Source organism: Streptomyces uncialis, from assembly GCF_036250755.1.
Taxonomy (GTDB): domain Bacteria; phylum Actinomycetota; class Actinomycetes; order Streptomycetales; family Streptomycetaceae; genus Streptomyces; species Streptomyces uncialis.
Genome location: NZ_CP109583.1, coordinates 6,743,655 through 6,768,078, shown reverse-complemented (window position 1 = coordinate 6,768,078; position 24,424 = coordinate 6,743,655). Strand labels below are relative to the sequence as shown.

The following is a 24,424-nucleotide window of genomic DNA, read 5'->3' as shown; positions in this document are numbered from 1 at the left end:
TACGCCCCGTAGCGACCGCACCACACGTTAGGCAAGACGATACGTCTCGTCAATCGAATAAAGACGCTCCGTCTCGTCACGAGGTAGATTCGGTGCATGTCCAGCGATTCCAGCACCCCTACCGCGCCCACCCGGCCCCCCGGCACCGCCCGCAAGGACGGGCCCGACTCCAGCCGCCGCAGTGAGCGCTCCCGCCACGCCATCTACGACGCCGCGCTCGCCTCCGTCGCCGAGGTCGGCTACCAGCGCACCACCATCGAGGGCATCGCCTCCCGCGCGGGTGTCGGCAAGCAGACCATCTACCGCTGGTGGTCCTCCAAGGCCGATGTACTGCTCGAAGCCTTCCTGGACCTGAGCGAGCAGGCGAGCGAGGCCGCGGGCGGCACCCCCTGGGAGTTCCCGGACACCGGGGACCTCGCGGCCGATCTGAAGTTCGTGCTCCGCGCCACCGTCGACGAACTCCTCGACCCCAAGTTCGAGGCGCCCTCCCGCGCGCTGGCCGCCGAGGGCGTGGTGAACGCCCGGCTCGGTGAGCAGTTCGTCACCAAACTGCTCGAACCCCAGCTCCAGCTCTACGTCGGCCGGCTGCGATCGGCGCAGGACAGCGGGCAGGTACGGGCCGACATCGACCCGCGGATCGCGCTGGAACTCTTCGTCGCGCCGCTCGCCCAGCGCTGGCTCCAGCGCAGCGGACCGCTCAGCCACGGCTATACGGACACCCTCGTCGACTACGCCCTGCACGGCATCGCCGCGCGCTGAACGCACCCCGGCTGCGGGGTCCGGCCACGCGGGGCGCAGGATGGTGGGACGATGGAAGGCCACGGAGGTCCGGGAAACGCCACGAGCCGCCCCGGTCACATCCGCGCGAACCGGCGCCGACGCCGTGCCGGACTCGGGACTCAGGACTGGGTGAGGGGATACATGGGCGTGGAGAACGGCCGCTCGGGCGGACGGAGCAGGATTTCCCAATGGCTGCGAGGCCGCCGGCCCCGGGACACCGGGGACACGGTGGACAGCGCCGGCCGTGAAGAGCTGCTGCTGGCCGCCGCGGGAGCCGGGCTGCCGCTCGCGCCCGCCGCGCACCCGTCCGGATACGGATGTTCCTGCGACCGGGTCGGCTGTCCCACTCCGGGCCAGCACCCCGTCTCGTTCGCCTGGCAGACCCAGTCCACGACGGACCGGGCCCAGATCGAGCGCTGGGCGCGGAGCGCGCCCGAGGCGAACTTCATCACGTCCACCGGGATGGTCCACGATGTGCTGGACGTACCGCAGGCCGCGGGGCGGGAGGCGCTGGAGCGGCTGCTGGCCGCCGGGGTCGAGGTAGGGCCGGTGGCGGTCTCCGGCGAGGACCGGATGCTCTTCTTCACGGCGACCCGGGGGACGCCGGAGCAGGAGGACGAGTGGTGGCCCTGCGAGCTGGACTGCCATCCCGAGACGATGGACGAGCATCCGGGGCTGCGGTGGCACTGCCGGGGGTCGTACGTACTGGTGCCGCCGGCGCGGCTGCCCGGGGAGCGGGTGGTGGAGTGGGTACGGGGGCCTGAGTACGGGTTGCCCGATCCGCTGACGCTGCTGGAGTTCCTCACGGATTCCTGTGCGAGGTTCGGGGGCGAACCGGCGGGGGTGGGGTGGCCGCTGCGCGGCTGACCCCGGGCCGCCTTCGCCAGCGGTCCGTAGGCCCCTTGCGCTGGACGCACTTCGTTCCTGTGCCGTCGCTCGTCGTTTTCGCGGTTCCCCGCGGGTCGCCTTCGCTTGCGCTTCCCAGGTCCGTCCGGCTGGGCGCACTTCGTTCCTGTGCCGTCGCTCGGTGGTTTCGCGCAGTTCCCCGCGGGTCGCCTTCGCTTGCGCTTCCGAAGTCTGTCCGGCGTGACGCACTTCGTTCCTGTGCCGTCGCTCGGTGGTTTCGCGCAGTTCCCCGCGCCCCTTTGGGGCGCTCCCGGCCGGCTCTTCGGGTCGGTGCCGGTCGGGATTCTCCGTCCTCGCTCCAACGCGCTCGGTCGGACATCCCCCTTACCCGACTGAAGAGCATCGGAGTCTGCGGGCAGAGATTCCCGCCCACCCCCTCCCGTAGCCGAGCGCCTGCACGAGGAGGATGGTTCAACCCCACCACAGCAGACGGAGAACAGCCCCAGGTGGCGCCCCCAAAGGGGCGCGGGGAACTGCGCAAAGACGAGAACCGGCCCGCACCCGAAGAACGACCGCAAGGGGGCACCACCTAGGGGCGCGGGGAACTGCGCGAAACCACCGAGCGACGGCACAGGGACAAGTGGGCCCAGCCGGACAGACCCAGGGGCGCGGGGAACTGCGCACCCACGGACGACCTGTACGGGGACAAGTGCGTCCAGGTGTGGAACTCCCGGGGGCGGGGCGTGGGTTACAGGGGTGACTCCTGGTGGGGGGTGGTGTGGGGGCGGGAGAGGGTGAGGAAGGCCAGGGCGGCGGCCAGGGCGGCGGTGAGCTGGACGACGGCCATCGGCACAGCCGTGTGCTCCCCCGCGATCCCGACGAGAGGCGAAGCCACCGCGCCGATCAGGAACGACGACGTACCGATCAGCGCGGACGCGGACCCCGCCGCGTGCCCCGCCCGGAAGAGGGCCAGCGCGTTGGTGTTGGGCAGCACCAGCCCCATCGCGGACATCAGCACGAACAGCGCCGCGGCGACCGGGAAGAGCCCCGCCTTCCCGAACACCCCCGCCGTGAGCAGCAGCAGCGCGACCGACGCGAGACCGATCACCGCGAGCCCCACCCCGACGGCCTTGTCGAGGCTGACCCGGCCGACGAGCAGACGGCCGTTGATCTGGCCGACGATCACCAGGCCGACCGAGTTGACACCGAACAGCAGCGAGAACGTCTGAGGTGAGGCCCCGTAGATCTCCTGGACGACGAACGGCGAGGCGGACACGTACGCGAACAGCGCGGCGAAGGTGAAGCCGCCCGCGAGGGTGTAGCCGGTGAACGCGCGGTCGGCGAGGAGTCCGCGCATGGTGCGCAGCGCGGCCCGGACCCCGCCGGGGTGCCGGCGGGCGGGCGGCAGGGTCTCCGGCAGCCGGAAGCGGACGAGGAGGGTCAGGACCACCCCGACGACGGTGAGCACCCAGAACACCCCGCGCCAGTCGGTGAACCGCAGCACCTGGCCGCCGATGACGGGACCGATGATCGGGGCGACCCCGGAGATCAGCATCAGGGTGGAGAAGAACCGGGCCATCGCGACCCCGTCGTAGAGGTCCCGGACGATCGCGCGGGCGATCACGATGCCCGCGGCGCCCGCGAGTCCCTGGGCGAGCCGGAAGGCGATGAGGAGTTCGACATCGGGGGCGACGGCGCACGCGGCGGTGGCGACGATGTAGATCAGCAGACCGATCAGCAGCGGGCGTCTGCGGCCCCACTTGTCGCTCATGGGTCCCACGACGAGTTGTCCGAGGGCCATGCCCGCGAGGCAGGCGGTGAGGGTGAGCTGCACGGTCGCGGCGGAGGCGCCCAGCATCCCGGTGACCTCCGGCAGCGCCGGGAGGTACATGTCCATGGACAGCGGGGGCATCGCGGTGAGTCCGCCGAGGACCAGCGTCACCAGGATTCCGGTGCGGCGGACGGCCGGGGGGTGGACGGCGGGTCCCGGGTCGCCCGGTGGCGCGGGGACGGGCACGGGGACCGGTGGCGGCGCGACCTGCTCCCCCGCCCGGACGTCGGTGTCCAGGGGCCCCGGTATGTCGTCCCCGTCCTGTGCGGCACTCCCGCGCTCGGGCATGCGCCCTCCCCTTCGTCTGCCGTTCCTGGTGTTCGCCGGCGTTGGTTTCCGTTGGATGCCGATGGAGTTCGCCGGGTCCGTTCTCTATGCTCGCAGTCCGGATCGGATGGTTGAGACCATTTATCCACGTACCGGGCCCGGCCCGGTGGCGGGGCGGTCCGTTTCTCGCGGGAGCGGCTGCCCCAGGGGCACCGCCCAGGAACGGAAGGGGCCTCATGGCCGGGGAACGTGTGCGCTGGGGAGTACTGGCGACGGGCGGGATAGCCGCCTCCTTCACCGCCGATCTGCTGGACATGCCGGACGCCGAGGTCGTCGCGGTCGCGTCCCGTACCGAGGCGGGCGCGAAGGCGTTCGCCGAGCGGTTCGGGATCGGGCGCGCGTACGGCGACTGGGCCTCGCTCGCCGCCGACGAGGACGTCGACGTGGTGTACGTCGCCACTCCGCACGCCGCGCACCGGCGGGCCGCCGGGCTGTGTCTGGGGGCGGGCCGTCCGGTGCTGGTCGAGAAGGCGTTCACGCTGAACGCGCCCGAGGCGGTGGAGCTGGTGGCGCTGGCACGGGCCCGGGGCCTGTTCCTGATGGAGGCCATGTGGATGTACTGCAACCCGCTGATCCGCAGGCTGAAGGGGCTGGTGGACGACGGGGCGATCGGTACGGTCCGGGCGGTGCACGCCGACTTCGGGATCGACGGCAGCTTCCCGGCCACGCACCGGCTGCGGGACCCGGCGCAGGGCGGCGGCGCGCTGCTCGACCTCGGTGTGTACCCGGTGTCGTTCGCGCAGCTGTTCCTCGGTGAGCCGGCCGGGGTGAGCGCGGCGGCCACGCTGTCGCCGGAAGGGGTCGACCTCCAGACCGGCATGGTGCTGTCGTACGACAGCGGCGCGCTCGCGGTGCTGCACTGCGCGGTCAACGCGCACACCCCGGTCGTCGCGTCGGTCACCGGCAGCGAGGGGCGGGTGGAGATCCCCGGCGGGTTCTTCTACCCGGAGCGGTTCGTGCTCCACCGGGACGGCAAGGAGCCGCGGGAGTTCGTGACGGACCCGGCGGACGGGCCCCGGGACACGTTCCGTCATGAGGCGGCCGAGGTGATGCGGTGTCTGCGCGCGGGGGCGGTGGAGTCCCCGCTGGTCCCGCTGGACGGATCGCTCGCCGTGATGCGGACGCTGGACGCGGTGCGGGAGCGGACCGGGGTGCGGTACCCGGGCGAGCGGGTCTGAGGAGCCTCTTCGTCCGGGGCGACCACGTCTGCCCGGGGCGTGGGACCGGCATTCCTCCGTCCTGAGAATCTCCACAAGCGGAACGAGACCTTCCGTCCGGTATGGCCGGGCAACACGCCTATGCTCAGGGTTCCTTCATAAGTATGTTCATCGAATATCCACATTTGGAGCCGTGTTGCGTATCCGTTTCGCCGCATCCGCCGCCGTCGCCGTCGCCGCCCTGGCCGCCCCGCTGCTCGCCGCCACCCCGGCCGCCGCCGCGCCGCACCAGGGAGGACTGCACTTCGGCTGGGTCCAGTACGACAGCCCGGGCCGCGACACCCGCTCGAACGCCTCGCTGAACGCCGAGCGCGTCAACATCCACAACAACACCCGTTCCACGATCCAGCTCAAGGGCTACAAGATCAAGGACAACACCGGCTACACGTACACCTTCGGCAACCACAAGATCGGCGCGGGCAAGACCGTCCAGCTGCGCACCGGCCGGGGCACCAACAGCGCCGGTTACGTGTACTGGAACCGCGGCTCGTACGTCTGGAACAACACCGGTGACAAGGCCCGGCTGCTGCGTCCCAGCGGTTCCCAGGCCGACTCCTGCTCCTGGGGCGACGGCCGCGGCACCACGTACTGCCACTGAGCCATCCTGAAGGGGCAGGCGACCGTCCCGGGGCCGGGCGGGGGGGGTGACCGCTCCGCGCGACCGGAACCGCGCGGACAGCGGGAACGACCCGCACCACGGGACGGTCGCCCCCCGGTACACGGGACGAGCGGGACCGCGCCGGCACCACAGGGCGACGGTCCCGTCCTCATGCCTGGCCGGTCTCGAACCGTGTGACCTTGCCGCCCTCCACCACGAAGTCCCACCGGGTCCGCATCTCGCCCCAGGTGTCGTTGCTGTAGCGGGCGATGAGCGAGCGGCCGCCCGCCTTCTCCTTGTCGATGTCCAGATGCCCGTGCGAGGAGAAGATCTCCCGCTCGGTCCACTCGTCGAGATCCCGCTCGGTGCCGTCGTCGGACATGGTGGCGTCCGGGGTGAGCACCGCCCGGAACGCCGTCCGGTCGTGCGCGTTCACCGCGGCGACGAAGTCGCGCACGGCGGGCTCGCTGAGCTTGGCGAGCTGGATGGACATGGGGCCTCCCGGGCCTCCTCGCTGCCGCCCGCGGCCTCCTGGCCCCCGGGCGCCGGCACCGCGGGACCACGGGGCCGACGCCGCCCACCCTCACACCCGTCCGTGTGCCCCGCTACCGGGCGCGGGGGCGTTCGGGCACCCGGGGGTACGGGCGGGCGGACGGGCCCGGGAGGTGCCACCGTGGAGGGGAAGGCCAGGCATCCCCTGAGGAGGAACGCGATGACCGGCTGTTTCCATGTCCACCGGCGCGATCTGGGTCTGCTGCTGCTCCGGGTCGGCATCGGCGGGGCGCTGACGGCGCACGGCACGCAGAAGCTGTTCGGCTGGTTCGGGGGCGGCGGCATCGAGGGCACGGGCACCGCCATGGAGTCGATGGGGTACATCCCCGGCAGGCCCAGCGCGATCGCCTCCGGGCTCGCCGAGGCGGGCGGCGGGACCCTGCTGGCCCTCGGGCTCGCGACGCCGTTCGCGGGCGCGGCGGCCTCCGGCGGGATGGCGGGCGCCGCCGCGGTGCACGCCCCCAACGGCTTCTTCACCACGGAGGGCGGCTACGAGCTCCCCGCCGCGTTCGGTACGGCCGCGGCCAGCCTCGCGCTGACCGGGCCCGGCCGGTACTCGGTCGATCACGCGATCGGGCATGCGCTGGACCGGGACTGGATGGTTCCGCTGGCGCTGGTCGCGAGCGCGGTGGCCGCGGTGTGCGTGGTCGGCACCCGCCAACGAAGGCTCCGCGCGGAACCCACCCCGGCGGAAACCCCCTGACCACGGCCGCCCGACGGCGCCCCGGGTCACCCCGGCCGAACGCCCGACGCCCGCCCGGGTACCGACGTGGCTGCGCAGTTCCCCGCGCCCCTGGGGTTCCACCTGCGGCCCACTCGTTCCACTGAGTACGCCGAAAGACGGCGGAAGGGGCGCCCCAAAGGGGCGCGGGGAACTGCGCAAAAGACGAGGGCCGACCCGCACCCGACGGACAACGAACAGGGGCAGCATCCAGGGGCGCGGGGAACTGCGCACCCACGAACGACCCGCACAGAGACAACTACGCCCGGCACAGGAAACCCAGCGACGCGGGGAACAGCACGACCCGCGGACGAAGACCACGTCCCCCGGATGGCCCAACCGCAGCGATGGAGGTCCCCATGGCGAAGCCCCAGCAGGAACGGCGCGGAGCGGACACCGGGCCGGACAAGGAACAGCGCCCCGAACCGGACGACCGCGAGCGGCCCGCCAAGGGACCGCGCCGGGTCTTCGAGGTGGACCGCTCCGGCACCGCCCGGTCGTCGGACGACGGGCAGCGCAAAAGCCCGGACCACTGAGGGCGGCCGGCCCTAGGCTGACCGGATGACGACGACCTGGAGCCCGGACGCCCCGGGCGTACTGCGGCTGCCGTCCGGACGGACCGTACGGGGCCGGGGGCTGCGCCGCCCGCTGCCCGGGGGCCCCGCGCCGGAGTACGGCGTGTATCTGCTCGGGAGCCCCCCGCCCGCGACCGCGTGGGACGCGGACTGGCTGCGCTGGCCGGACTTCCGGCTGCCGAAGGACCGGACGGCCGCCGCCACCACCCTGGCGCGGGTCTGGACCCGGTCGGCCACCGAGCGGGTCGAGGTGGCCTGCGGAGGCGGCCGGGGACGTACCGGGACGGCGCTGGCGTGCCTCGCGGTACTCGACGGCGTACCGCAGGGCGAGGCCGTGGCCTATGTCCGCGCGCACTACGACCGGCACGCGGTGGAGACCCCCTGGCAACGGCGCTACGTACGCGGCTTCCAGCGCCCCGCCGGGCACCCGGCGGCCGGACACCCGTAGCCGCCCGGCAGGGCCCCGCTCAGTCGCCGAGCGCGGACGCCAGCTGGACCAGGGAGTCGACCTGCCAGTCGGCGGCGGCCAGCACCTCGGGGTCCTCGCCCCACAGATGACCCCACGGGCCGCGCCGCACATGGGCGACGCGGAGCCCGGCGGCCTTCGCCGGGAACACGTCGTCGCCGGGGTGGTCACCGACGTAGACGGTGGAGCGGGCGGGGCTCTGCGCGAGGTCGAGGACCCGTTCGAAGAACTCGCCCTTCGGCTTCGCGACATCCCACTCGGCGGTGTCGGCGACGAGGTCGACCGGCAGATCGAGCCCGCGCAGCATCTCCGTGCAGCGGGCGCTGGCGTCCCCGGCGACGACCACCCGCAGTCCGCGTTCGCGCAGGGCGGCCAGCGCGGGACGCACGTCCGGGTAGAGGTCCCGTTCGTCGAGGTACTCCCCGCGGCCCGAGACGTCCCGGGCCGCGTCGGCGGAGGCGATGTCCATGTCGGGGTTGATCAGCCGCAACGCGTCCTCGGCGGCCCGCCCTTGCGCGACCACCGCACCGACCAGCGCCGACACGGTGTGCCGTGGCATCTGGAGCCAGTCGGCCCAGCCGTCCCAGTACCTGTCCCGCCGTACCAGGGTCTCGCCCACATCAAGAACGATGGTTTCGATCACCACCGGAACACTAGGCCCCCACCGGCCGAGTGCGGGTCGGCCGCGCGAGGGCACGCGGGAAATGAACTCGGACCACGTACCCCGTGGACGGCGCACCTGACCGGCTTCGGGAGCGCGAAGCGCCTCCGACCGCGTGAGAGTCGCACCCCGGCGGGGGCCGGGTCACGGCGGCGCGCCCGGGGCGGGGTCGCAGGGTCCCCCCGGGCCACCTCTTTCGACACATCGCGTGCCCCACCTCCGGGACCGTGTCTTGTGACGGGGTGCTCACGGTGCCTACAGTCCAGCCATGATCCCGCTTGCGACGACCCGGGAAGGACCGGACGGGGCCGCTGCCAGGGAAGGCGTGAGGTGCGACTATCCGATGTGAGCCGCAGGACCGGGGTGCCGGTGCTGACGCTCCGCACGTTCCAGCAGTCGGGGCTGATCCCCGTCCCGCCCCCGTACGACGAGTCGTACGTCCGCCGGGTCGAACTGGTGCGGGCGCTGATGGAGGTCGGCGGGCTCACCCACTCCGACACCCGGCGGGTGCTGGGGCGGCTGGAGTCCCCGGAGACCTCGCTGCACCAGTTGCTGGGCGCCATCCAGTACGCCCTGCCGTCGGCGGGTTCCGCGACCGACGACGCCGACTGGGCGCAGGCGGGCGAGCGGGTCCGTGAACTCGCGGAGGCCAGGCAGTGGGACGTGAGCCCCGACAACCCCGCCTGGCGGACGCTGATCCAGGCCCTGGTGGTCACCGAGTGGCTGGGGCAGGGGGAGTTGATCCGTCCGCTGCTGGCCTACGCGGAGGCCCTGGAGAAGGTCGCCGAGGCCGAACTCTGTCTGGTCCTGCGCCAGCCCGACCGGGAGACCGCGGCGACCCGCATGGTGAACGGCACGGTCATCGGCGACACGGTGATCACCGCGCTGCGCAGACTCGTGCACGAACACGTCTCCACCCGGCTGTGCGCCGCCCCCTCGCCTCACTGAACCTTGATTTCCCCATGAAACCAGCCAAGTGGTGTTACCGAACCCCGCTTTACGCATCGGTAACCATGTGAAGCTTGACGATCACGCACAGCTCTTGCAGACTCCCACTTGACTATCTGAACAACCGGGCCTTTTGCAATCGCACCAGGTGTGCGGTTCTACCGTCAGTGGGGGGCGGTCCCGGCCCGGACGGGGACGGGGGCGTATGGACAGGCCACTGCGTGGGGACTCCGAGCGGCGGGGGCCGGAGGACGGAGCCGCCGCACTCGCGGAGCGGCTCCAGGCGATCCGGCCACAGCTGCTCGACTCCTACCGCCAGGCGCTCGTCGAGCAAGGAAACCCCCTCGGCACCAATCCGGAGGCCTGGCAGACCTGCCATGAGCAGGCGGAACACGTCGTCGCGGACTGTCTGGCGACCCTGCGGCACGGCGGGGAGTCGCCGTTCGACGCGGGTCTCGTGCTGAAGACGCGAAGACTCGGCGGAGCCCGCATCTCCCAGGGGATCGCCCCTATCCACTCCGTGCGCGCGGGCTCCCTCCTGTTCCAGGTGACGATGGATCACCTGAGCCGGATCTGCGCGGACCGGCCCGGCTCGGAGCGTCATCTCATCCAGGCGCTGCTGGGCCTTCAGTCGTCGATCATCAGACGGCTGGAGCAGGGCGCCATCGGCCATGACCTGTTCCTGCTCGACGTGGTGCGGGATGCGGCCCAGCAGGGCCGCAACAGCATGGCCAGGGAGATACACGACCGTATCGGGGGCGCCGCGAGTGTCGCCCTGCGCCAGTTAGAGCTCTACGAGTTGTCCCAGCAGCCCGACTCCCGTCTGACGGCCCTCAAGCAGGCCATCCGGGAGACCCAGCACATCACCCGCGACCTGGTGACGGAACTGCGCAACCGCGCCGACACCACACGGTCCCTCCAGGTCGCCCTCTCCTCGTTCGTCACGGCAATGGCGCTGGACAAGACGACGGTGGAGATCCGGGTCGAGGACCCGGGCGACCATATGCCCCCAGGGCTCGCCGATGATCTCTATCTGATGCTGCGCGAATGTTTGCGCAACGCCTTCGCCCACGCCTCCGCGACCCGGATAGACATCGCTGTCGTGATCGAGGACGGACTGATCCGTGCCTCCGTCCACGACAACGGCATCGGGTTCGATCCGGAGCGCAGACGCGGGCACGGTCTCGCGTCGATGGTCGAGCGCGCCAGACTGCTGGGCGGTCAGCTGGAGATCAACAGTTCTCCCGGGGAAGGCACGGTCGTCGATCTGATCGCCCCCATCGACAAGGAGAACCGTGCTCGCCACGAGTAGACCCGAACCCGACGGCAGAGCCATACGTATCGTCGCCGTCGACGACCACTCGCTGCTCCGTGACGCGCTGTGCCGGCTGATCGAGGCGGAGAGCGATCTGACGATCGTCGCCGACACCGAGAGCAGTGAGGGGCTCGCCGAACTGATCGAGCGGACCCGGGCCCAGGTGGTCCTGCTGGACGTGGAGATCCCGGGCAGTCACGCGCCCACCGTGGTGGGTGAACTGACCCGCCGCTTCCCGGGGCTGCACGTCCTGATGCTGTCCATGCACGGCGACGCCCAGCTCGTCCAGGAGCTGCTGGCCCAGGGGGCCCGCGGGTATCTGCACAAGAGCGTGCCCCGTGAATCGCTGCTGTCGGCGATCCGCAACTCCGTCGCGCGTGATCCCCAGGTCACGATCGCGCTGCCGAGCAGCGGAATGCCGGACACCGGATTCGCCACCTCCGCGCAGACCCTGTCGCCACGTGAGCGGGAAGTCCTGACCCTCGCCGCCGAAGCGCTGAGCAACCGTCAGATCGCGACCCGGCTGAGCATCACCGAGGGCACCGTGAAACGACATCTTCGTAATATCTTCGAAAAGCTCGGAGCGGTGTCGCGCATCGACGCGGTGAACAAGGCGATTGACGCCCGGCTGATCCGACGGGCCATGACAAGCCGGCCCGAGGTAACGGAAATGGAAAATCCCCGGGCGCACCGGAAAACGCCACCAAAAGATTAGACTTACCCCCGGTCACGGGCTCCCCCTCCCCGGTTGACGACCATATGTTTCTTAGGATGTAGGCGGCATGCCTCCGGAGGGTCTGCACTCTCCGGCACCCGTCGAGTAAATTTCCGAATATGCCGAGAGCGAAGCATGATAAATACATCAATCCCGCAACGTTCACGGCCGGGACGGAACCGGGGGAACCCTCCGCACCTCCTAAAGGGTTAAGGTTCGTCGCGCTCTGCCTCCGGGAATCCCGGGGCGCGGTACTCGCGATATTCCTTTTACGTTTCCTGCTTGCCGGAACGGCGGACGGAACCTCCCGATCACCTGCTGAACCCGCGCTCTTCCTGGGCGCGGCCGTATGGATCAGCGCCGTCACGGCCGTCTATCTCTACAACGGCGTCACCGATGTGGAGGAGGACCGGTCCAACGGCTCCACCCGCCCCGTGTCGAGCGGGCTGCTGCCCCTCGACACGGCCCTGCGCACCGCCCGGGGTCTGGCCGCCGCCGCTGTCGTCGGCGCCGCCCTCGTCGGGCCGCTGATGTGTGCGGTGACCGTCGGCTTCCTGCTGCTCGGCTACGCGTACTCGGCGCCCCGGATCGCTCTCAAGCGGCACACCCCCGGCACCATCGCCGCGGTGATCGGCGGCGGCGCCCTGACCTATGTGGCGGGCCTGCTGTGCGGGGCGACCCCCCTCACCCCCGCCTCGCTCGCCTTCTGCGGCGCCATGTGCCTGTGGATGGGTCTGGTCGGCGCGATCGCCAAGGACTTCTCCGACGCGGAGGGCGACGCCCGGCACGGCCGCCGCAACTGGACCGTGCTGTGGGGTCCCGCCGTCACGGCCTGCCTGGTCTGTGTCAGCGCCCTCACGATCGGCACCGGACTCCTGCTGTGCGCCCTCTCCCTGTCCGCCCCCGGGCTGCTCCTGCCCAGCGCCGTGCTGCTCGGCAGCGCGCTGGTGCTCGCCGCTGTGGCCCTCACCGCCCGGCCGGACGAGACCCGCGCCCAGCGCCGCGTCCCGTACCGGATCTTCATGGTCACGCAGTACGCGACCCATCTGGTCGCGTTCGCACTTCCCATCACCTGAGCCAGCACACAGAAGCCGGGGGAACGACGATGATCAGCCAGCAGACCCTCAGACCCACCGCACACCACGACCCGTACCGGCCGGTGGCCGGTACAGCGGGCGACGGCTTCGGCGTCCGCATCCTCGGACCCTTGCAGGTCGTCAACGGCGCCTCCACCCACCGGCCGCGCGGGCCCAAGGTGCGCAAGGTGCTCGCCCTGCTGGCGGTACGCCCGCGGGACATCATCGACCTGGACACCATCGTGGAGGAGCTGTGGGACGGCGCGCCCCCGACCACCGCGGTGAGCACCGTCCGCACCCACGTCTACCATCTGCGCCAGGAACTCGAACGGGAGCTGGGCAGCGCCGCCCGCGACGTCCTCGTCACCGAGGGCTCCGGCTACGCCCTGCACCTCCCGCCCGGCCGGCTCGACCTGGAGGAGTTCACCCGGCTGTGCGCCCAGGCACGTGCCGAACTGCGCGCCGGGAGACGGGAGGCGGCGATCCAGACCCTGGACACCGCGCTCGGGCTGTGGCGGGGCCGCCCCCTGTCCGACGTGTCCCGCGGGCGGGTGCTCGCCGGCCATGTCGCCCGGATCGAGGATCTGCGCCTACGGGCCCAGGAGTTACGCATCGAGGCGGCGATGGGACTGGGCCAGCACCGGGAGGTGGTCCCCGATCTGATCCGCCTCATCGCGGTCGACCCGCTCAACGAATGGCTGCACGCCCGGCTCATCGACGCCCTGCACCGCAGCGGCCGCCGCGGTGACGCGCTACGCGCGTTCAACCATGTCCGCAGCGTCCTCGCCGAGGAGCTGGGACTGGAACCCTCCGAGGACCTGAGACAGTTGCAGCACCACATCCTGGCCGGGGGTTCCGCGGCATGAGTGTGACCTTGGAAGCGGCACCGCTCTCCCCCACCCGTACGGTCGGGGTGCGGATCTGGACGGTCGCGACGGCCCCCGCAGCCGCGGCGGTGCCCTACGACGAGGCGTACGCCGTCCTCGACGCGTCCGAGCGGGCCCGGCTGGCCGGGATGCGGCGGGTCGGCGACCGGATGCGCTACCTGGCCATCCACCACGCCTTCCGCACCCTGCTGGGACGGCGGCTGGGCGTGCCCGCCGAGGAGGTCTCCTTCCGCCGCCACTGCGGGAAGTGCCGCGAGGACGGGCACGGCAAGCCGCGGCCCGTCGGCCCCGACGGCCGCGACCTGTCGGCCAGCCTGTCCCACTCCGGCGCGTACGCGCTGATCGCCCTCAGCGACAGCCCCGGCGTCGAGGTGGGCGTGGACATCGAGCGGGTGCGTCCGCACATGGACTGGAGCGCCATCCCCTGTGTCGACGGCGGCCGGACCACCCACGGCTTCGAGCAGTGGACCCGCGCCGAGGCCCTGGTGAAGGCGGCGGGCACCGGACTGAGCCGTACCCCGCCGCGCTACACCGGCCGGGTGTTCGGGGCCTGGCGCGCCGCCACGGTGCCGCACTCGGCCCAGGAGTGGTACGTGCGCAGCGTCCGCTGCCCGGACGGCTACGCCGCGTCGGTCGCCAGCGCCAGCGCGGACACCCGGGTGTCGACGGCGGCCTGGCGGTCCTGACGGGCGCGGCACGGGGCCGGGCCCGGCGGGTCCGGCCCCCGCCCGTGCCACGGGTCCGTGGGGGGCCGCCGACGGCCCCCCACGGCGTTCAGCGGAGCAGTACACAGCTCGGGCTGGCGACCGGCAGCGGATGTGCGGCGGGGGTGAGGCGTCCGTCGTCGGGGTCGAGACGGAACGCGCTGACGGACTGGCCCGCCTGGTTGGCGGTCCAGACGAACCGCCCCGAGCCGTCCAGCGCCACGTCCCGGGGCCAGCGGGTGCCGGGTGCCTTCGGGGTCACGGGCTGGGACTCCAGCAGGGTGAGGGTGCGGCCCCCGTCGCCGACCCGGAACGACTGGACGGTGTCCAGTCCCCGGTCGGCGGTGACGAGGAGCCGGGCGCCCGGGGTCAGATGCACGGCGGACGGGGCGTTGCGCGGGTCGATGCCCGGCGGTGCCACGGAGGTGTGCGACAGGGCCCGGACCTCGCCCGTGCGGGAGTCGTAGGACAGGACGCTGACGGAGTGACCGATCTCGTTGGTCACGTAGGCGAGGCGTCCGCCCGGGTGGAAGACCAGGTGCCGGGGCCCGACCCCGCTGCCGAGGCGGGTGGTGGTGCGCGGGCTCAGCCGTCCGGCGCGGGCGTCGAAGTCGTAGACGTGGATACGGTCGTCGCCCTTGTCGGGCACGAGGACCCGGGTGCCCGCCGGGTCGAAGGCGACCATGTGCGGGTGGGGGCCCCGCTGTTCCACCGGGTGCGGTCCGCGGCCCTCGTGGCGCAGTACCTGGACGGGGTCCCCGAGGGCGCCGTCGGTGCCCACGGGCAGCACCGCCACATGCCCGGAGTCGTAGTTGACCGTCAACAGGAACCGGCCGTCCGGGTGGAACGCGAGATGGACGGGGGCCGCTCCCCCGCTGGAGCGGGGCCGTCCGACGGGACGCAGCCGGTCGCCGTCGACGCGGTAGGCGTGGACGGCCCCGGTGGCGCCCCCGGGCAGCTGGCTGACGGCGTAGAGCCGGTCGCGGTCCGGGGAGAGGGTGAGGAAGGACGGGTTCTCGATGTCCTTCTGCCAGCCCCGCAGTTCCAGCCGGCCGCTCCCGGTGACGGCGGCGATGCCGATACCGGGCAGTCCGGGGAGCCCGTACTCGCCGCGGGTGAAGCCGCCGATGTAGGCGTGGCGGGCGTGCGGGCGCGGGGTGCCGCCCGCGGCGGCGGTGGTGGCCGCCCAGCCCGCCGCCGAGGCGGCGGCGGCCGCGGTGGCGGCGAGGAATCGGCGCCTGGTGCGGTCGGCGCGGTTCTCGGGGTCCAGGGGTCCAGGGGTCATACGTCGGCTCCGATGACGAGACCGGGCGAGAGGACGGCGAGCGTCCCGACGAGGGCCAGTGCGATCAGTACCTGCCATACGGTGCGCAGCTCCCTGATCCGCCGGGCGCGCCGCGCGGCGGCGAGCAGGGCGACGGCGGCGGCCCACGCGGGCAGCGCCAGGCGCAGCGCGATCTCGCCGGTGAACTGGAGTTCGGCGCGGGCGGAGACGCATCCGGTGGCGGTGCAGGGGTCGGCCGCGGGGTCGGCCAGGGCCGCGTTCACGGCGAACCAGAGCAGGGGGCCCAGCGCGGCGAGCGCGGTGGTCCACACATAGGGGGCGAGGCCGCCGGGCCCGGTGGCCCGGCGGGTGAGCGCCAGGGCCGCCAGCGCGGGCAGCCATCCGGCGAGGACACCGAAGAGGCCCGCGTGCGCGGCCTCCGAGAGCGCCGCCCAGACGCCGTCGGCGCCGAAGGGGGCTCGCGGCAGGGCCAGCAGTCCGGTGGCGGCGGCGAGGGCCGCCGCCGTGTGCGCCCAGGTGCGGGCGAACGAGGGTGCGCCGGCCCAGCCGACGAACGCCCCGGCGAGCGTCACCAGGAGCAGCGGGGGCCCCGCGGTCACCCCCCACGGCAGCGGGAACCCGGGCAGGACGTCCCCGAGCGGCGCCGACCAGCTGCCCCAGCTGCCGAAGAGGGCGGCGAGCAGCGCGGTGACACAGGCCGCGAGGGCCCCGGCCGCCTCGACCCGGTACCGCCCGGCGGGGGCGGCGGCGGTGCCCGTACGGGTGTCCGTGGGCGTACTGGTGCTGGTGCTGGCCGTACCGGTTCCCGTGGCCGTGCCGGTGGTGCCGGTGGCCGTACGGGTGTCCGTGGCCGTGCTGCTGGTGCTGCTGGTGCCGGTGGTGCCGGTGGTGCCGGTGGCCGTACGGGTCCCCGTCCCTGTCCCCGTACCGCCGGGGTCGGGCTCCGTGCCGCCGCCGGGGGGCCCGGGGCTCGCCGGGGCCGGGGCGGACCCGGTGGCCGGGGGGCTCGCCGGGCCCGTGGTGGCGGGCCCGGCGGTCCCGGATTGAGGCGCCGCGCCCCGGTTGCCCGTCGGGGGATGTGCGGGTCCGGGGCGCGGCGCGGTCTGGGGGCGCCGGCGGGGGCGGGTGCCCCGGTCGGCGCGGGGTGGTGCGGGTGCCCTGCCCGGCGGGCCGGGGCGGGGCTGCGGTCGGCCTGTCCGGCCTGGGTGGCGGGTCCGGCCTGGGTGGCGGACCGTGCCGCCGGGGTGGCGGGCCCCGCCCGCGTCACCGACGCGGGCGGGGCGGGCGCCGGGTGCGGCGCGGGCGACGCGGTGTCGCCGGGTTTCGCGGTGGTCACCGCAACGCCTCGGCGCGGGCCGCGGTGGGCTCGGCGGGCGGCGGCGGGGCCGACGACTCGCTGAGGTTGAAGCGGGACCACCAGCGGGCCAGCGGGGCGGGTGCCCACCACGCCTTGCTGCCGAGCAGCGCCATCGTGGCGGGGACGAGCAGACCCCGGACGATGGTCGCGTCCACGATGACCGCGATCACCAGACCCACGCCGATCATCTTCATGAAGAGGATGGACGAGGTCATGAACCCGCCGACCACCACGACCAGGAGCAGTGCGGCACTGGTGATGATCTTCGCGGAGCGCTGGAGACCCAGTGCCATCGACTCGATCGGGTCGCCGCTGATCTCCCACTCCTCGCGGACCCGGGAGAGCAGGAACACCTCGTAGTCCATGGCGAGACCGAAGGCGATCGCGACGACGAGGACCGGGAAGTTGGCGTCCACCGCGCCGATGGGCTCGAAGCCGAGCAGCCCGGAGAGATGGCCGTCCTGGAAGATCCACTTGATGGCGCCGAAGGTGGCGAGCAGCGAGAGGAGGTTCAGGACCACCGACTTCAGCGGCAGCAGCAGCGACCCGAAGGCCAGGAAGAGCACCAGGAACGAGACGACGGCGACGAACAGGGCCATCCAGGGGAGCCGTTCACCGATCATCCCGACGATGTCCACCCGGGAGGCGGGCATACCGGTGGTCAGTGTCTGGGCGCCCGGGGGTGCCTCGGTGGCGCGGATGTCGCGGACCATGTCCCCGGCGTCGGTCGACATCGGGTCGGGGGTGTAGCGGATGGTCACCCGGGCGTCGCCGCCGGAGAACGCGGTGGGGGTGGCCGAGGCGACGCCGTCGACCTCTCCCAGGCGTGCGGCGTAGGCGCTCGTCGCGTCGCGGTCGGCATCGCCGTCGAAGCGGACGACGGTGGTCATGATCCGGCCGGGGTTGGTGGGGAACTCCGAGCCGAGGTCCTTGCTGACGACCTTGGCGTCGGCGCCGGAGGGCAGTACCCACTCGCCGGGCCGCGCCCAGTTGACCCCGAGCAGCGGGGCGCCGAGGCCCACCAGGGCGGCGACGATGAGGAAGGACGAGATCAGCGGCTTGCGCATCACGGCGTGCGCGGTGCGGTACCAGGCGCCCTGGTTCTCCGGCTTGGCCGGGCGCTCCTTCTTGCCGCCGGGCAGCGGGATGCGCCACTTGTCGATGCTGTGCCCGGTGTAGCGCAGCAGCGCCGGCAGCAGGAACAGCGAGCCGACGACGGCGAAGGTGACGACGGCGACCGCGGCGTAGCCCATGGAGGACAGGAAACGGGACGGGAAGACGATGAGGCCCGCGAAGGAGATCGCGACCGCGAGTCCGGAGAAGGCGACCGTGCGTCCGGCGGTGGCCGTGGCGCGGCGGACCGCCTCGTCGACGTCGGCGCCCGCCCGGAGTTCGTCCCGGTACCGGCTGACCATGAACAGGGCGTAGTCGATGGCGAGGCCGAGGGCGAGGATGGTGATGACGTTGATGACGGTGCTGGAGATCTCGGTGAACATGGTGAGCACCCGCAGCACCACGAACGACCCGAGTGCCACGAAGGTGCCCACGGCCAGCGGCAGCAGCGCGGCGATCGCGCTGCGGAAGATCAGCACGAGCAGCAGGAGCAGCAGCGGGACGGAGAGCATCTCGGCGCGGGCGATGTCGGAGCCGGTGAGCGCGTTGACCTGCTGGGTCATCGCGGCGACCCCGCCGAAGCGGACGTCGGTGCCCTCGGCGGCGAAACGGTCCTCGATCTCGGTGAGCAGCTCGACCTGGTCCTGGTCGTTGTCGCTGGTGAACTGGACCGTGACATAGGTCTGGTCGCGGTCCTTGGAGACATAGCCGTCCGCGCCCTGGGCGCCGGGCTGCCAGAAGGAGTCGAGGCGCTCGATGCCCTCCCGGGGGACGGCGTCGAGGGCGGCCTTCACGGCTGGCCCGAACTCGTCCACGCTCTGTCCGGACTTGTCCGACTCGTAGAGGACGATCAGATCGTTGGACTCACGTCCGAGCGGGCCTTCGAGGACCTTGTCGGCCTGTACGGATTCGCTGGAGGGATCGTCGAAGCCCGCACCACCGGTGAACGAGCCGAATACGCCTGTTCCCCACACTCCGGCGAACAGCGTGAATACGACTGCGGCTACGACCACCCATTTCCGGCGCCGCGCGGTGAATTCTCCGATGGCGGCAAACATTTCCCTCTCCCTGCTTGAATGACGAGCGATGGTCTACCGGCGGCCCGCCTGAACTGTTGTCACAATCCTTACAGAGCCCGGAATTTCAAAGGAATGCGCGCTGGGGGTGCGGTTCATGCCTCTTTCGGGACATCGGCGCCGGCCCTCATCCGCGCCGTTCCGCGCCGCTGGACGGCGGTGGCCACGGCGGCTACTCCCAGCGACAACGAGAGTCCGATCGCGAGGGCGTGCACGGGGTTGTCGCTGAGCGCGCCGCCGAAGTAGCCGACGCCCACCGAGTAGGCCGTCCAGACCGTCTCGGCGATCGCGGCGCCGATGACGAAGCGCCGTACCGGGTAGCCCGCGGCGCCCGCCGCGAGCGGCCCGAGGAGCCGTCCGCTGGGCAGGAACCGTACGCCGATCACGAACGGGAGCCCCTGGCGCCGTATCCGGTCCGACGCCCAGACGAACATCTCGCCGCGGCGGCCGGTCGGCTCCGAGCGCCGGAACCTGCCGCCCGCGGACCAGCCGAAGCGGTGCAGCAGCAGATCACCGAGCAGCGCGCTGCCCGCGACCGACAGCAGGACGAGTACCAGGGACATCTCGCCGCGGGCGGCGAGCATGCCGCCGGTGATGAGCAGCAGATTGTTGGGCAGCAGCGGCGGCAGGGTGGTGATCGCCAGGATCGCGTAGGCCCAGCAGGCCATCTCCCCCAGGCGGGGGGCCAGGCCGGCCGTGATGTCGACCCATGAGAGGAGCGACGAGAAGTCCATGGTCTTCCCCCAGGGCTGTCGGTAGCCGTCCGGGGACGGGTTCGCGAGACGCGCATGTGTCTTTGGAGGTATGCACGGGGTCGGAAGGAGGTGATGCTCCCTGGCCGCAAGGCCGTTAACGTCGCGCATGGCGGTGAACGACCCCGCCTGACCCCTACAGTAACCTAAACTATCGATAGTTTCACTATCACCAAGGACGCAGGTGGGGGTCATGACCGAAGTGACGCTTTTCTTCCAGGAGTTCGCCCGATCGCGCCGGGAGACGGGGGCCATCGCCCCGAGCAGTCCCGCGCTGGCCGGCGCCCTGACCCGCTTCGTGATCCCGAGCCCGGGCCACGCACGCGCGGTACTGGAGGTGGGGCCGGGCACCGGGGCCGTCACCCGGCGGGCGCGGGCCGCGATAGGGCCGCTGGACACCCTGGACCTGGTCGAGGCCAATCCGCGCTTCGCCGAGCTGCTCCAGCAGCGGTACGCGGGCGACGGCCAGGTCCGGCTGCTGACCGGCCTGGTGCAGGAGCACGAGCTGGGCTCGTACGACACGATCGTGTGCGGACTGCCGTTCGCGAACTTCGACGCCGCGACGGTGCAGGACATCTTCGACCGGCTGCTGGGCGCGCTGCGCCCCGGCGGGACCCTCTCCTTCTTCGCCTACGCGGGGCTCCCCGCCCTGCGCCGGGCGCTCGTGGGCCCCGAGGAGCGGCGGCGCGCGCTGCGGACCCAGGCGGTCATCACCCGGACCCTCCAGCGCCACCGCTTCCGTACCGAGACCGTGCTCGGCAACCTCCCGCCGGCCCATGTCCACCATCTGGTGCCGGTGCGGCCCGCGGTGACCTACACCGACTGAGTCCGGGGTCTGGCGAAACGGGACGAGGCGCTCTCCTGGGCGATCCGGCGCATCGCCGACATCGCGGCGTCCCCGAGCACCGTGCCGAGGACCACGCCCTCCACCATGCCGTCCACGGTGGGGACGTCGGCGACCGTGGCCAGCTCCACCTGGGCCAGCCGGCCGGCCGCCGCCGCGTACTCGTCGAGGAGGGCCAGCAGATCACCCCGGTCGAGGTCCCGGTAGGTGACGATGATCTGGACGAGCGCGGGCCAGCCCGGGTTCTCCGGCTTGACGTCCCAGCCGTGCCGGCGGACCAGCTCGGCCGCCTCCCGCTCGGCCTCGCGCCGCTCCTCCTCGGTACCGCGCTCGGTGGCGGACCTGCTGACCGCCGACTGGGCCACCCCGAGCATGCCGTGGACCGTGCGCCCGGGAGCGTCCACCTGCGCCAGGACATCACGCACAGTGGCGACGGACATGCCGCCGACCTCCAGCATCGCCCTGATCAGCTTGAGCCTGCGGACATGGGACCCGGCATAGCGCACCTGGTTGGGACTGGTGCGCTCGCCGGGCGGCAGCAGCCCCTCACGTGTGTAGTACTTGATCGTGGGGGCCGGAACTCCCGTATGCCGCGCCAGCTCTCCGATACGCATTCCATAAGGATACTGCGCTTCCCCCGTATCCAGACCGCCCGCGAGGGATCCAACCGCTACGCGACGCCGCACCCTATTTGCTCCGTCTTTTATCGGCCTTGAATTCTGGCACGACCTCGAATTCATGACCCCCTGTCAGGATCGGACGACACCGTCAACACCCCTTGCCGACAAGGGCGACGACGGCGGCAACGTGAACCGCAGCCTTCGAGGGCACCCAGCCAAAGGAAGCAGCCATGACCCCACACGCGGCTCCGGAGACCTCTTCGGCGCCCGCCGAGCTCAGTTTCGGCCGCACGGTGGACCGCTCCCTGGTCCACCGGACCGCGGTCTCCGAGGTCTTCGTCACCGATGTGCAGCAGCTGGCCGCCCGCAAGGTGCGCACCGCCGTCCAGCTCCCGCTGACCCACGGCTACTACAGCGACCATCTCCAGCGGCCGGCCGTCTTCGACGCGCTGCTGCTGCTGGAGTCGGGACGGCAGGCCGCCATCGCCGGGTCCCACGTGTTCATGGGTCTGGCGCCGAACACGATGATGATCGTCGACCGGTTCCGCTTCTCGCTGGACCAGCCCGGCGGGCTGACGATCGGCACCAAGCCGGGGCACATCCGGATCGACACCGCGTACGACGGCAAGATCAACAAGCGGGGCCGGGTCCGCAACGGCCAGGTCGCGCAGCGGTACTTCGTCGGGGACACCGAGGTGGCCACGCACGAGATGGACGTGCTCTTCCTCAACCCGCACGAGAACGAGGTGCTGCGCCACTCGCAGCGGGGCACCCCGGCGCCGATGACCTCCGACTTCGGCGACCACGGACCGGGCGGGGACGGCAGCCGCCAGGTCCCGGCGCACGAGGTGGGCCGCGCCAACCCGCTGAACGTCGTCCTGTCCCGGGCCGAGCGCTTCGGCGAGCGGGTCGGCGCCGAGGTCACCCCGCGCTTCGACAACCGGGCCCTGTTCGACCACGAGTACGACCATCTGCCGGCGATGACGCTGGTCGAGGCGGCGCGCCAGCTCGCCCTGCTGGGGTCCGGGGAGCCGCTCGGCACGTACGCCGTCGGCTTCGAGGCGGGCTTCAGCAGATTCGCGGAGCTGGACGACGTGGTCCGGGCCGAGGCGCCCCGGGCCGTCCCCCTCGACGGCCGGGGCGAGGTGCCGGTGCGGTTCGTCCAGGACGGCAACGAGATCGCCCAGGTGACGGTCACCGTCGCCACCAAGGAGGCACTGTGAACACCCGGCGCATCGCCGTCTGGACCGACTTCGGCGGGGTCCTGACCCCGCCGATCCAGCACACCATGGGCACCTTCTGCGCGGCCCAGGGACTCGACCCGCAGGTCCTGCTCCAGGCCCTCGGCAAGGTCACCGCCCGGTACAACACCACCGATGTGATGGAGCCCATCGACACCCCGCTGATCACCGAGGAGGAGTGGCTCGCCCAGATCTCCGAGGTGCTGGCCGCCGACCACGGGGTCACCGGCAAGCGGCTCACCTCACTGGCCGACGCCTGGTTCGACGGGCGGGAGACCAACCACGAGTGGGTCGCGGTGCTCCGCAAGGCCCGGGACCGGGGCGCCTTCGTCGGGATGCTCTCCAACATGGTCCCGACCTGGGACGCCCACTGGCGCCGGATGGTCGACCCGGCCGAACTCTTCGACGACGTCGTGCTGTCGTTCGAGGTCGGCCACCGCAAGCCCTCGCCCGGGATGTTCGCGCTCGCCGCCGAACGCGCCGGGGTCCCCGCCGGCAGCTGTGTCCTGATCGACGACCTCGCGCACAACTGCGCGGGCGCCGAGGCGGCCGGCTGGCAGGCGGTCCACTTCACCGACACCACCACGGCGGCCGAGCGGCTGGACGCGCTGCTGGGGTCCGCTCTCAGCCAGGGGAGTTGAGCAGCCAGTGAGCCGTTCCGTACTCGTGACCGGCGGCAACCGCGGTATCGGTCTCGCGACCGCGCGGGCCCTCGCCGCCCAGGGCGACAAGGTCGCCGTCACCTACCGCACCGGGGAGCCGCCGGAGGGCCTGTTCGGGGTGCGCTGCGACATCACGGACGCCGAGTCCGTGCGCCGCGCCGTCGAGGAGGCCCGTATCCAGCACGGCCCCCTCCAGGTGCTGGTCTCCAACGCCGGGATCACCCGTGACGAGCTGCTGGTCGCCATGGACGAGTCCGACTTCCGCGCCGTCGTCGAGACGAACCTGCTGGCGGCCGTCGGGGTGGTCAAGGAGGTCGTCCCGGACATGATCAAGGCCCGCTGGGGCCGGATCGTCCTCGTCTCCTCGGTCAGCTCGCTGGCCGGCGCCCCGGGCCAGACCAACTACGCCGCGTCCAAGGCCGGACTCATCGGCTTCGGCCGGTCCCTGGCCCTGGAGGTCGGACGGCGCAACGTCACCGTCAACATCGTCACCCCCGGGCTGATCGAGACCGACATGGTCAAGGAGGTCACCGGCCCGCGCCGGGACCATCTGCTCAGCCAGACCTCGCTGTTCCGGGCCGGCCAGCCCGAGGAGGTCGCGGGTGTCATCCGGTTCCTCGCGAGCGACGACGCCTCCTACGTCACCGCCGGGGTCATCCCCGTCACCGGTGGCCTGGGCGTCGGCCACTGAGTCCCGGCCCCCGCGTCCGCCCCACCCGCCCACAGACCTCTTTCCTCCCCGTCCCACCGTACGAAAGGACACATATGTCGAACCAGAAGGTGCTGGAGATCGCCCACCAGATGGGCAAGGTGTTCAACGACCTGGACGAGAAGGTCGCCCACGACCTCGTCGCCCCGGACTTCGTCGACTACGAGGCCCCGCCCGGCACCCCCGGCGGCCCCGACGGCTACCTCGGCACCGCCCGCTGGATGAACTCCGTGTTCACCGAGGCCAGCTGGGACCACATCGACTCGTTCGCGGACGGCGACAAGGCCGTCGTCCGGGTCCGGTTCACCGGTATCCACACCGGCAACTTCCTCGGCTTCGAGGGCAGCGGCAACAAGGTCGACGTGGAGCACATCCACATCTACCGCGTCGGTGACGACGGGCTCGTCCACGAGCACTGGGCCTGCCGCCAGGACCTGTTCCTGCTGGCCCAGATCGGCGCCGTCGAGCTGAAGCTGCCGCCCACCGGCACCCAGGCGTAACTCCCCGCGCGCACAGGCCGCCGGGCCCTCCCCCACAGGGTCCGGC

The 24,424-nt window shown here is 72.0% G+C and carries 27 protein-coding genes; 19 read left to right on the top strand and 8 right to left on the bottom strand.

Annotation, left to right across the window (positions count from 1 at the left end; all coding sequences use genetic code 11):
- The first annotated feature begins 96 nt into the window (after positions 1–96).
- Together OG711_RS28305 and OG711_RS28300 are read left to right on the top strand one after the other, a co-directional pair.
- Complete coding sequence (locus tag OG711_RS28305) at positions 97–759, top strand: TetR/AcrR family transcriptional regulator (RefSeq protein ID WP_073791560.1); 663 nt, start codon at positions 97–99, stop codon at positions 757–759.
- Between the two features lie 162 nt (positions 760–921).
- Complete coding sequence (locus tag OG711_RS28300; protein ID WP_073791563.1) at positions 922–1,647, top strand: bifunctional DNA primase/polymerase; 726 nt, start codon at positions 922–924, stop codon at positions 1,645–1,647.
- 727 nt (positions 1,648–2,374) lie between these two features.
- Here OG711_RS28300 and OG711_RS28295 read toward each other — a convergent pair.
- Entirely contained in the window at positions 2,375–3,745 is a 1,371-nt protein-coding gene (locus OG711_RS28295) for a multidrug effflux MFS transporter (RefSeq protein ID WP_073793437.1), read from the bottom strand.
- A 215-nt stretch (positions 3,746–3,960) separates the two neighbouring features.
- Here OG711_RS28295 and OG711_RS28290 point away from each other — a divergent pair, with 215 nt between their 5' ends.
- Both OG711_RS28290 and OG711_RS28285 read left to right on the top strand, forming a co-directional pair.
- Complete coding sequence (locus OG711_RS28290) at positions 3,961–4,962, top strand: Gfo/Idh/MocA family protein (RefSeq protein WP_329561257.1); 1,002 nt, start codon at positions 3,961–3,963, stop codon at positions 4,960–4,962.
- A gap of 175 nt (positions 4,963–5,137) precedes the next feature.
- Positions 5,138–5,599 carry a lamin tail domain-containing protein gene (locus OG711_RS28285; RefSeq protein WP_329564100.1) on the top strand — a complete coding sequence of 154 codons (462 nt, stop codon included), beginning with the start codon at positions 5,138–5,140 and terminating at the stop codon, positions 5,597–5,599.
- A 169-nt stretch (positions 5,600–5,768) separates the two neighbouring features.
- Here the strand turns inward: OG711_RS28285 and OG711_RS28280 are convergent, their stop codons facing one another.
- Positions 5,769–6,092, bottom strand: a complete 324-nt coding sequence (locus OG711_RS28280) for a nuclear transport factor 2 family protein (protein WP_073793440.1) — start codon at positions 6,090–6,092, stop codon at positions 5,769–5,771.
- Between the two features lie 219 nt (positions 6,093–6,311).
- Between OG711_RS28280 and OG711_RS28275 the strand changes: the two genes are divergently transcribed.
- From OG711_RS28275 to OG711_RS28265, 3 genes are all read left to right on the top strand, one after another.
- Positions 6,312–6,854 carry a DoxX family protein gene (locus OG711_RS28275; protein WP_329561255.1) on the top strand — a complete coding sequence of 181 codons (543 nt, stop codon included), beginning with the start codon at positions 6,312–6,314 and terminating at the stop codon, positions 6,852–6,854.
- Between the two features lie 377 nt (positions 6,855–7,231).
- Positions 7,232–7,408, top strand: a complete 177-nt coding sequence (locus OG711_RS28270) for a hypothetical protein (protein WP_266514794.1) — start codon at positions 7,232–7,234, stop codon at positions 7,406–7,408.
- A gap of 25 nt (positions 7,409–7,433) precedes the next feature.
- Complete coding sequence (locus tag OG711_RS28265) at positions 7,434–7,895, top strand: phosphatase domain-containing protein (RefSeq protein WP_329561253.1); 462 nt, start codon at positions 7,434–7,436, stop codon at positions 7,893–7,895.
- 19 nt (positions 7,896–7,914) lie between these two features.
- Here OG711_RS28265 and OG711_RS28260 read toward each other — a convergent pair whose 3' ends face one another.
- The gene (locus OG711_RS28260) at positions 7,915–8,556 is read right to left on the bottom strand and encodes an HAD family hydrolase (RefSeq protein WP_073794128.1); all 642 of its coding nucleotides are present in this window, start codon (positions 8,554–8,556) and stop codon (positions 7,915–7,917) included.
- A 363-nt stretch (positions 8,557–8,919) separates the two neighbouring features.
- On the opposite strand from OG711_RS28260, the gene OG711_RS28255 reads away from it, so the two are divergent.
- The 6 genes from OG711_RS28255 (at position 8,920) to OG711_RS28230 (ending at position 14,201) form a co-directional block, all read left to right on the top strand.
- Positions 8,920–9,522, top strand: coding sequence for a MerR family transcriptional regulator (locus tag OG711_RS28255; protein ID WP_329561250.1), 603 nt, complete (start codon positions 8,920–8,922; stop codon positions 9,520–9,522).
- Between the two features lie 205 nt (positions 9,523–9,727).
- The gene (locus OG711_RS28250; RefSeq protein WP_073793444.1) at positions 9,728–10,834 is read left to right on the top strand and encodes a sensor histidine kinase; all 1,107 of its coding nucleotides are present in this window, start codon (positions 9,728–9,730) and stop codon (positions 10,832–10,834) included.
- A complete protein-coding gene (locus OG711_RS28245) occupies positions 10,818–11,552 on the top strand; it encodes a response regulator transcription factor (protein WP_079185031.1) in 735 nt (244 codons plus the stop codon). Before OG711_RS28250 ends, OG711_RS28245 begins: the two co-directional genes overlap by 17 nt.
- A 119-nt stretch (positions 11,553–11,671) precedes the next feature.
- The gene (locus OG711_RS28240) at positions 11,672–12,628 is read left to right on the top strand and encodes a UbiA family prenyltransferase (protein ID WP_099284060.1); all 957 of its coding nucleotides are present in this window, start codon (positions 11,672–11,674) and stop codon (positions 12,626–12,628) included.
- A gap of 29 nt (positions 12,629–12,657) precedes the next feature.
- Positions 12,658–13,494, top strand: a complete 837-nt coding sequence (locus OG711_RS28235; RefSeq protein WP_329561244.1) for an AfsR/SARP family transcriptional regulator — start codon at positions 12,658–12,660, stop codon at positions 13,492–13,494.
- Entirely contained in the window at positions 13,491–14,201 is a 711-nt protein-coding gene (locus tag OG711_RS28230) for a 4'-phosphopantetheinyl transferase family protein (RefSeq protein WP_143201304.1), read from the top strand. The genes OG711_RS28235 and OG711_RS28230 overlap by 4 nt, the downstream gene beginning before the upstream one ends.
- Positions 14,202–14,289: 88 nt before the next feature.
- On the opposite strand, the gene OG711_RS28225 is transcribed toward OG711_RS28230, so the two are convergent.
- Positions 14,290–15,504 carry a lactonase family protein gene (locus OG711_RS28225; RefSeq protein WP_329561243.1) on the bottom strand — a complete coding sequence of 405 codons (1,215 nt, stop codon included), beginning with the start codon at positions 15,502–15,504 and terminating at the stop codon, positions 14,290–14,292.
- Positions 15,501–16,103 (bottom strand): hypothetical protein, encoded by a 603-nt coding sequence (locus OG711_RS28220; RefSeq protein ID WP_329561241.1) that lies wholly within the window; start codon positions 16,101–16,103, stop codon positions 15,501–15,503. Before OG711_RS28220 ends, OG711_RS28225 begins: the two co-directional genes overlap by 4 nt.
- 88 nt (positions 16,104–16,191) lie before the next feature.
- Here OG711_RS28220 and OG711_RS28215 point away from each other — a divergent pair, with 88 nt between their 5' ends.
- Positions 16,192–16,551 carry a hypothetical protein gene (locus OG711_RS28215; RefSeq protein ID WP_329561239.1) on the top strand — a complete coding sequence of 120 codons (360 nt, stop codon included), beginning with the start codon at positions 16,192–16,194 and terminating at the stop codon, positions 16,549–16,551.
- A 285-nt stretch (positions 16,552–16,836) separates the two neighbouring features.
- Here OG711_RS28215 and OG711_RS28210 read toward each other — a convergent pair whose 3' ends face one another.
- Together OG711_RS28210 and OG711_RS28205 are read right to left on the bottom strand one after the other, a co-directional pair.
- Complete coding sequence (locus tag OG711_RS28210) at positions 16,837–19,032, bottom strand: MMPL family transporter (protein WP_329561237.1); 2,196 nt, start codon at positions 19,030–19,032, stop codon at positions 16,837–16,839.
- Positions 19,033–19,145: 113 nt separating this feature from the next.
- A complete protein-coding gene (locus OG711_RS28205) occupies positions 19,146–19,784 on the bottom strand; it encodes a DedA family protein (RefSeq protein WP_073793449.1) in 639 nt (212 codons plus the stop codon).
- A 211-nt stretch (positions 19,785–19,995) separates the two neighbouring features.
- On the opposite strand from OG711_RS28205, the gene OG711_RS28200 reads away from it, so the two are divergent.
- Positions 19,996–20,628 (top strand): class I SAM-dependent methyltransferase, encoded by a 633-nt coding sequence (locus tag OG711_RS28200; protein WP_073793450.1) that lies wholly within the window; start codon positions 19,996–19,998, stop codon positions 20,626–20,628.
- Here the strand turns inward: OG711_RS28200 and OG711_RS28195 are convergent.
- On the bottom strand, positions 20,616–21,260 hold the full coding sequence (locus OG711_RS28195; RefSeq protein ID WP_329561235.1) for a MerR family transcriptional regulator: 645 nt from the start codon (positions 21,258–21,260) through the stop codon (positions 20,616–20,618). The two genes, OG711_RS28200 and OG711_RS28195, sit on opposite strands and share 13 nt — an antisense overlap.
- Before the next feature lie 236 nt (positions 21,261–21,496).
- Between OG711_RS28195 and OG711_RS28190 the strand changes: the two genes are divergently transcribed.
- The 4 genes from OG711_RS28190 (at position 21,497) to OG711_RS28175 (ending at position 24,378) form a co-directional block, all read left to right on the top strand.
- Positions 21,497–22,489, top strand: coding sequence for an AfsA-related hotdog domain-containing protein (locus tag OG711_RS28190; protein ID WP_073793452.1), 993 nt, complete (start codon positions 21,497–21,499; stop codon positions 22,487–22,489).
- Entirely contained in the window at positions 22,486–23,148 is a 663-nt protein-coding gene (locus OG711_RS28185; protein ID WP_073793453.1) for an HAD family hydrolase, read from the top strand. The genes OG711_RS28190 and OG711_RS28185 overlap by 4 nt, the downstream gene beginning before the upstream one ends.
- Before the next feature lie 7 nt (positions 23,149–23,155).
- Entirely contained in the window at positions 23,156–23,860 is a 705-nt protein-coding gene (gene fabG, locus OG711_RS28180) for a 3-oxoacyl-ACP reductase FabG (protein ID WP_073793454.1), read from the top strand.
- A 74-nt stretch (positions 23,861–23,934) separates the two neighbouring features.
- The gene (locus OG711_RS28175; RefSeq protein WP_073793455.1) at positions 23,935–24,378 is read left to right on the top strand and encodes an ester cyclase; all 444 of its coding nucleotides are present in this window, start codon (positions 23,935–23,937) and stop codon (positions 24,376–24,378) included.
- The last annotated feature ends 46 nt before the right edge of the window (positions 24,379–24,424 follow it).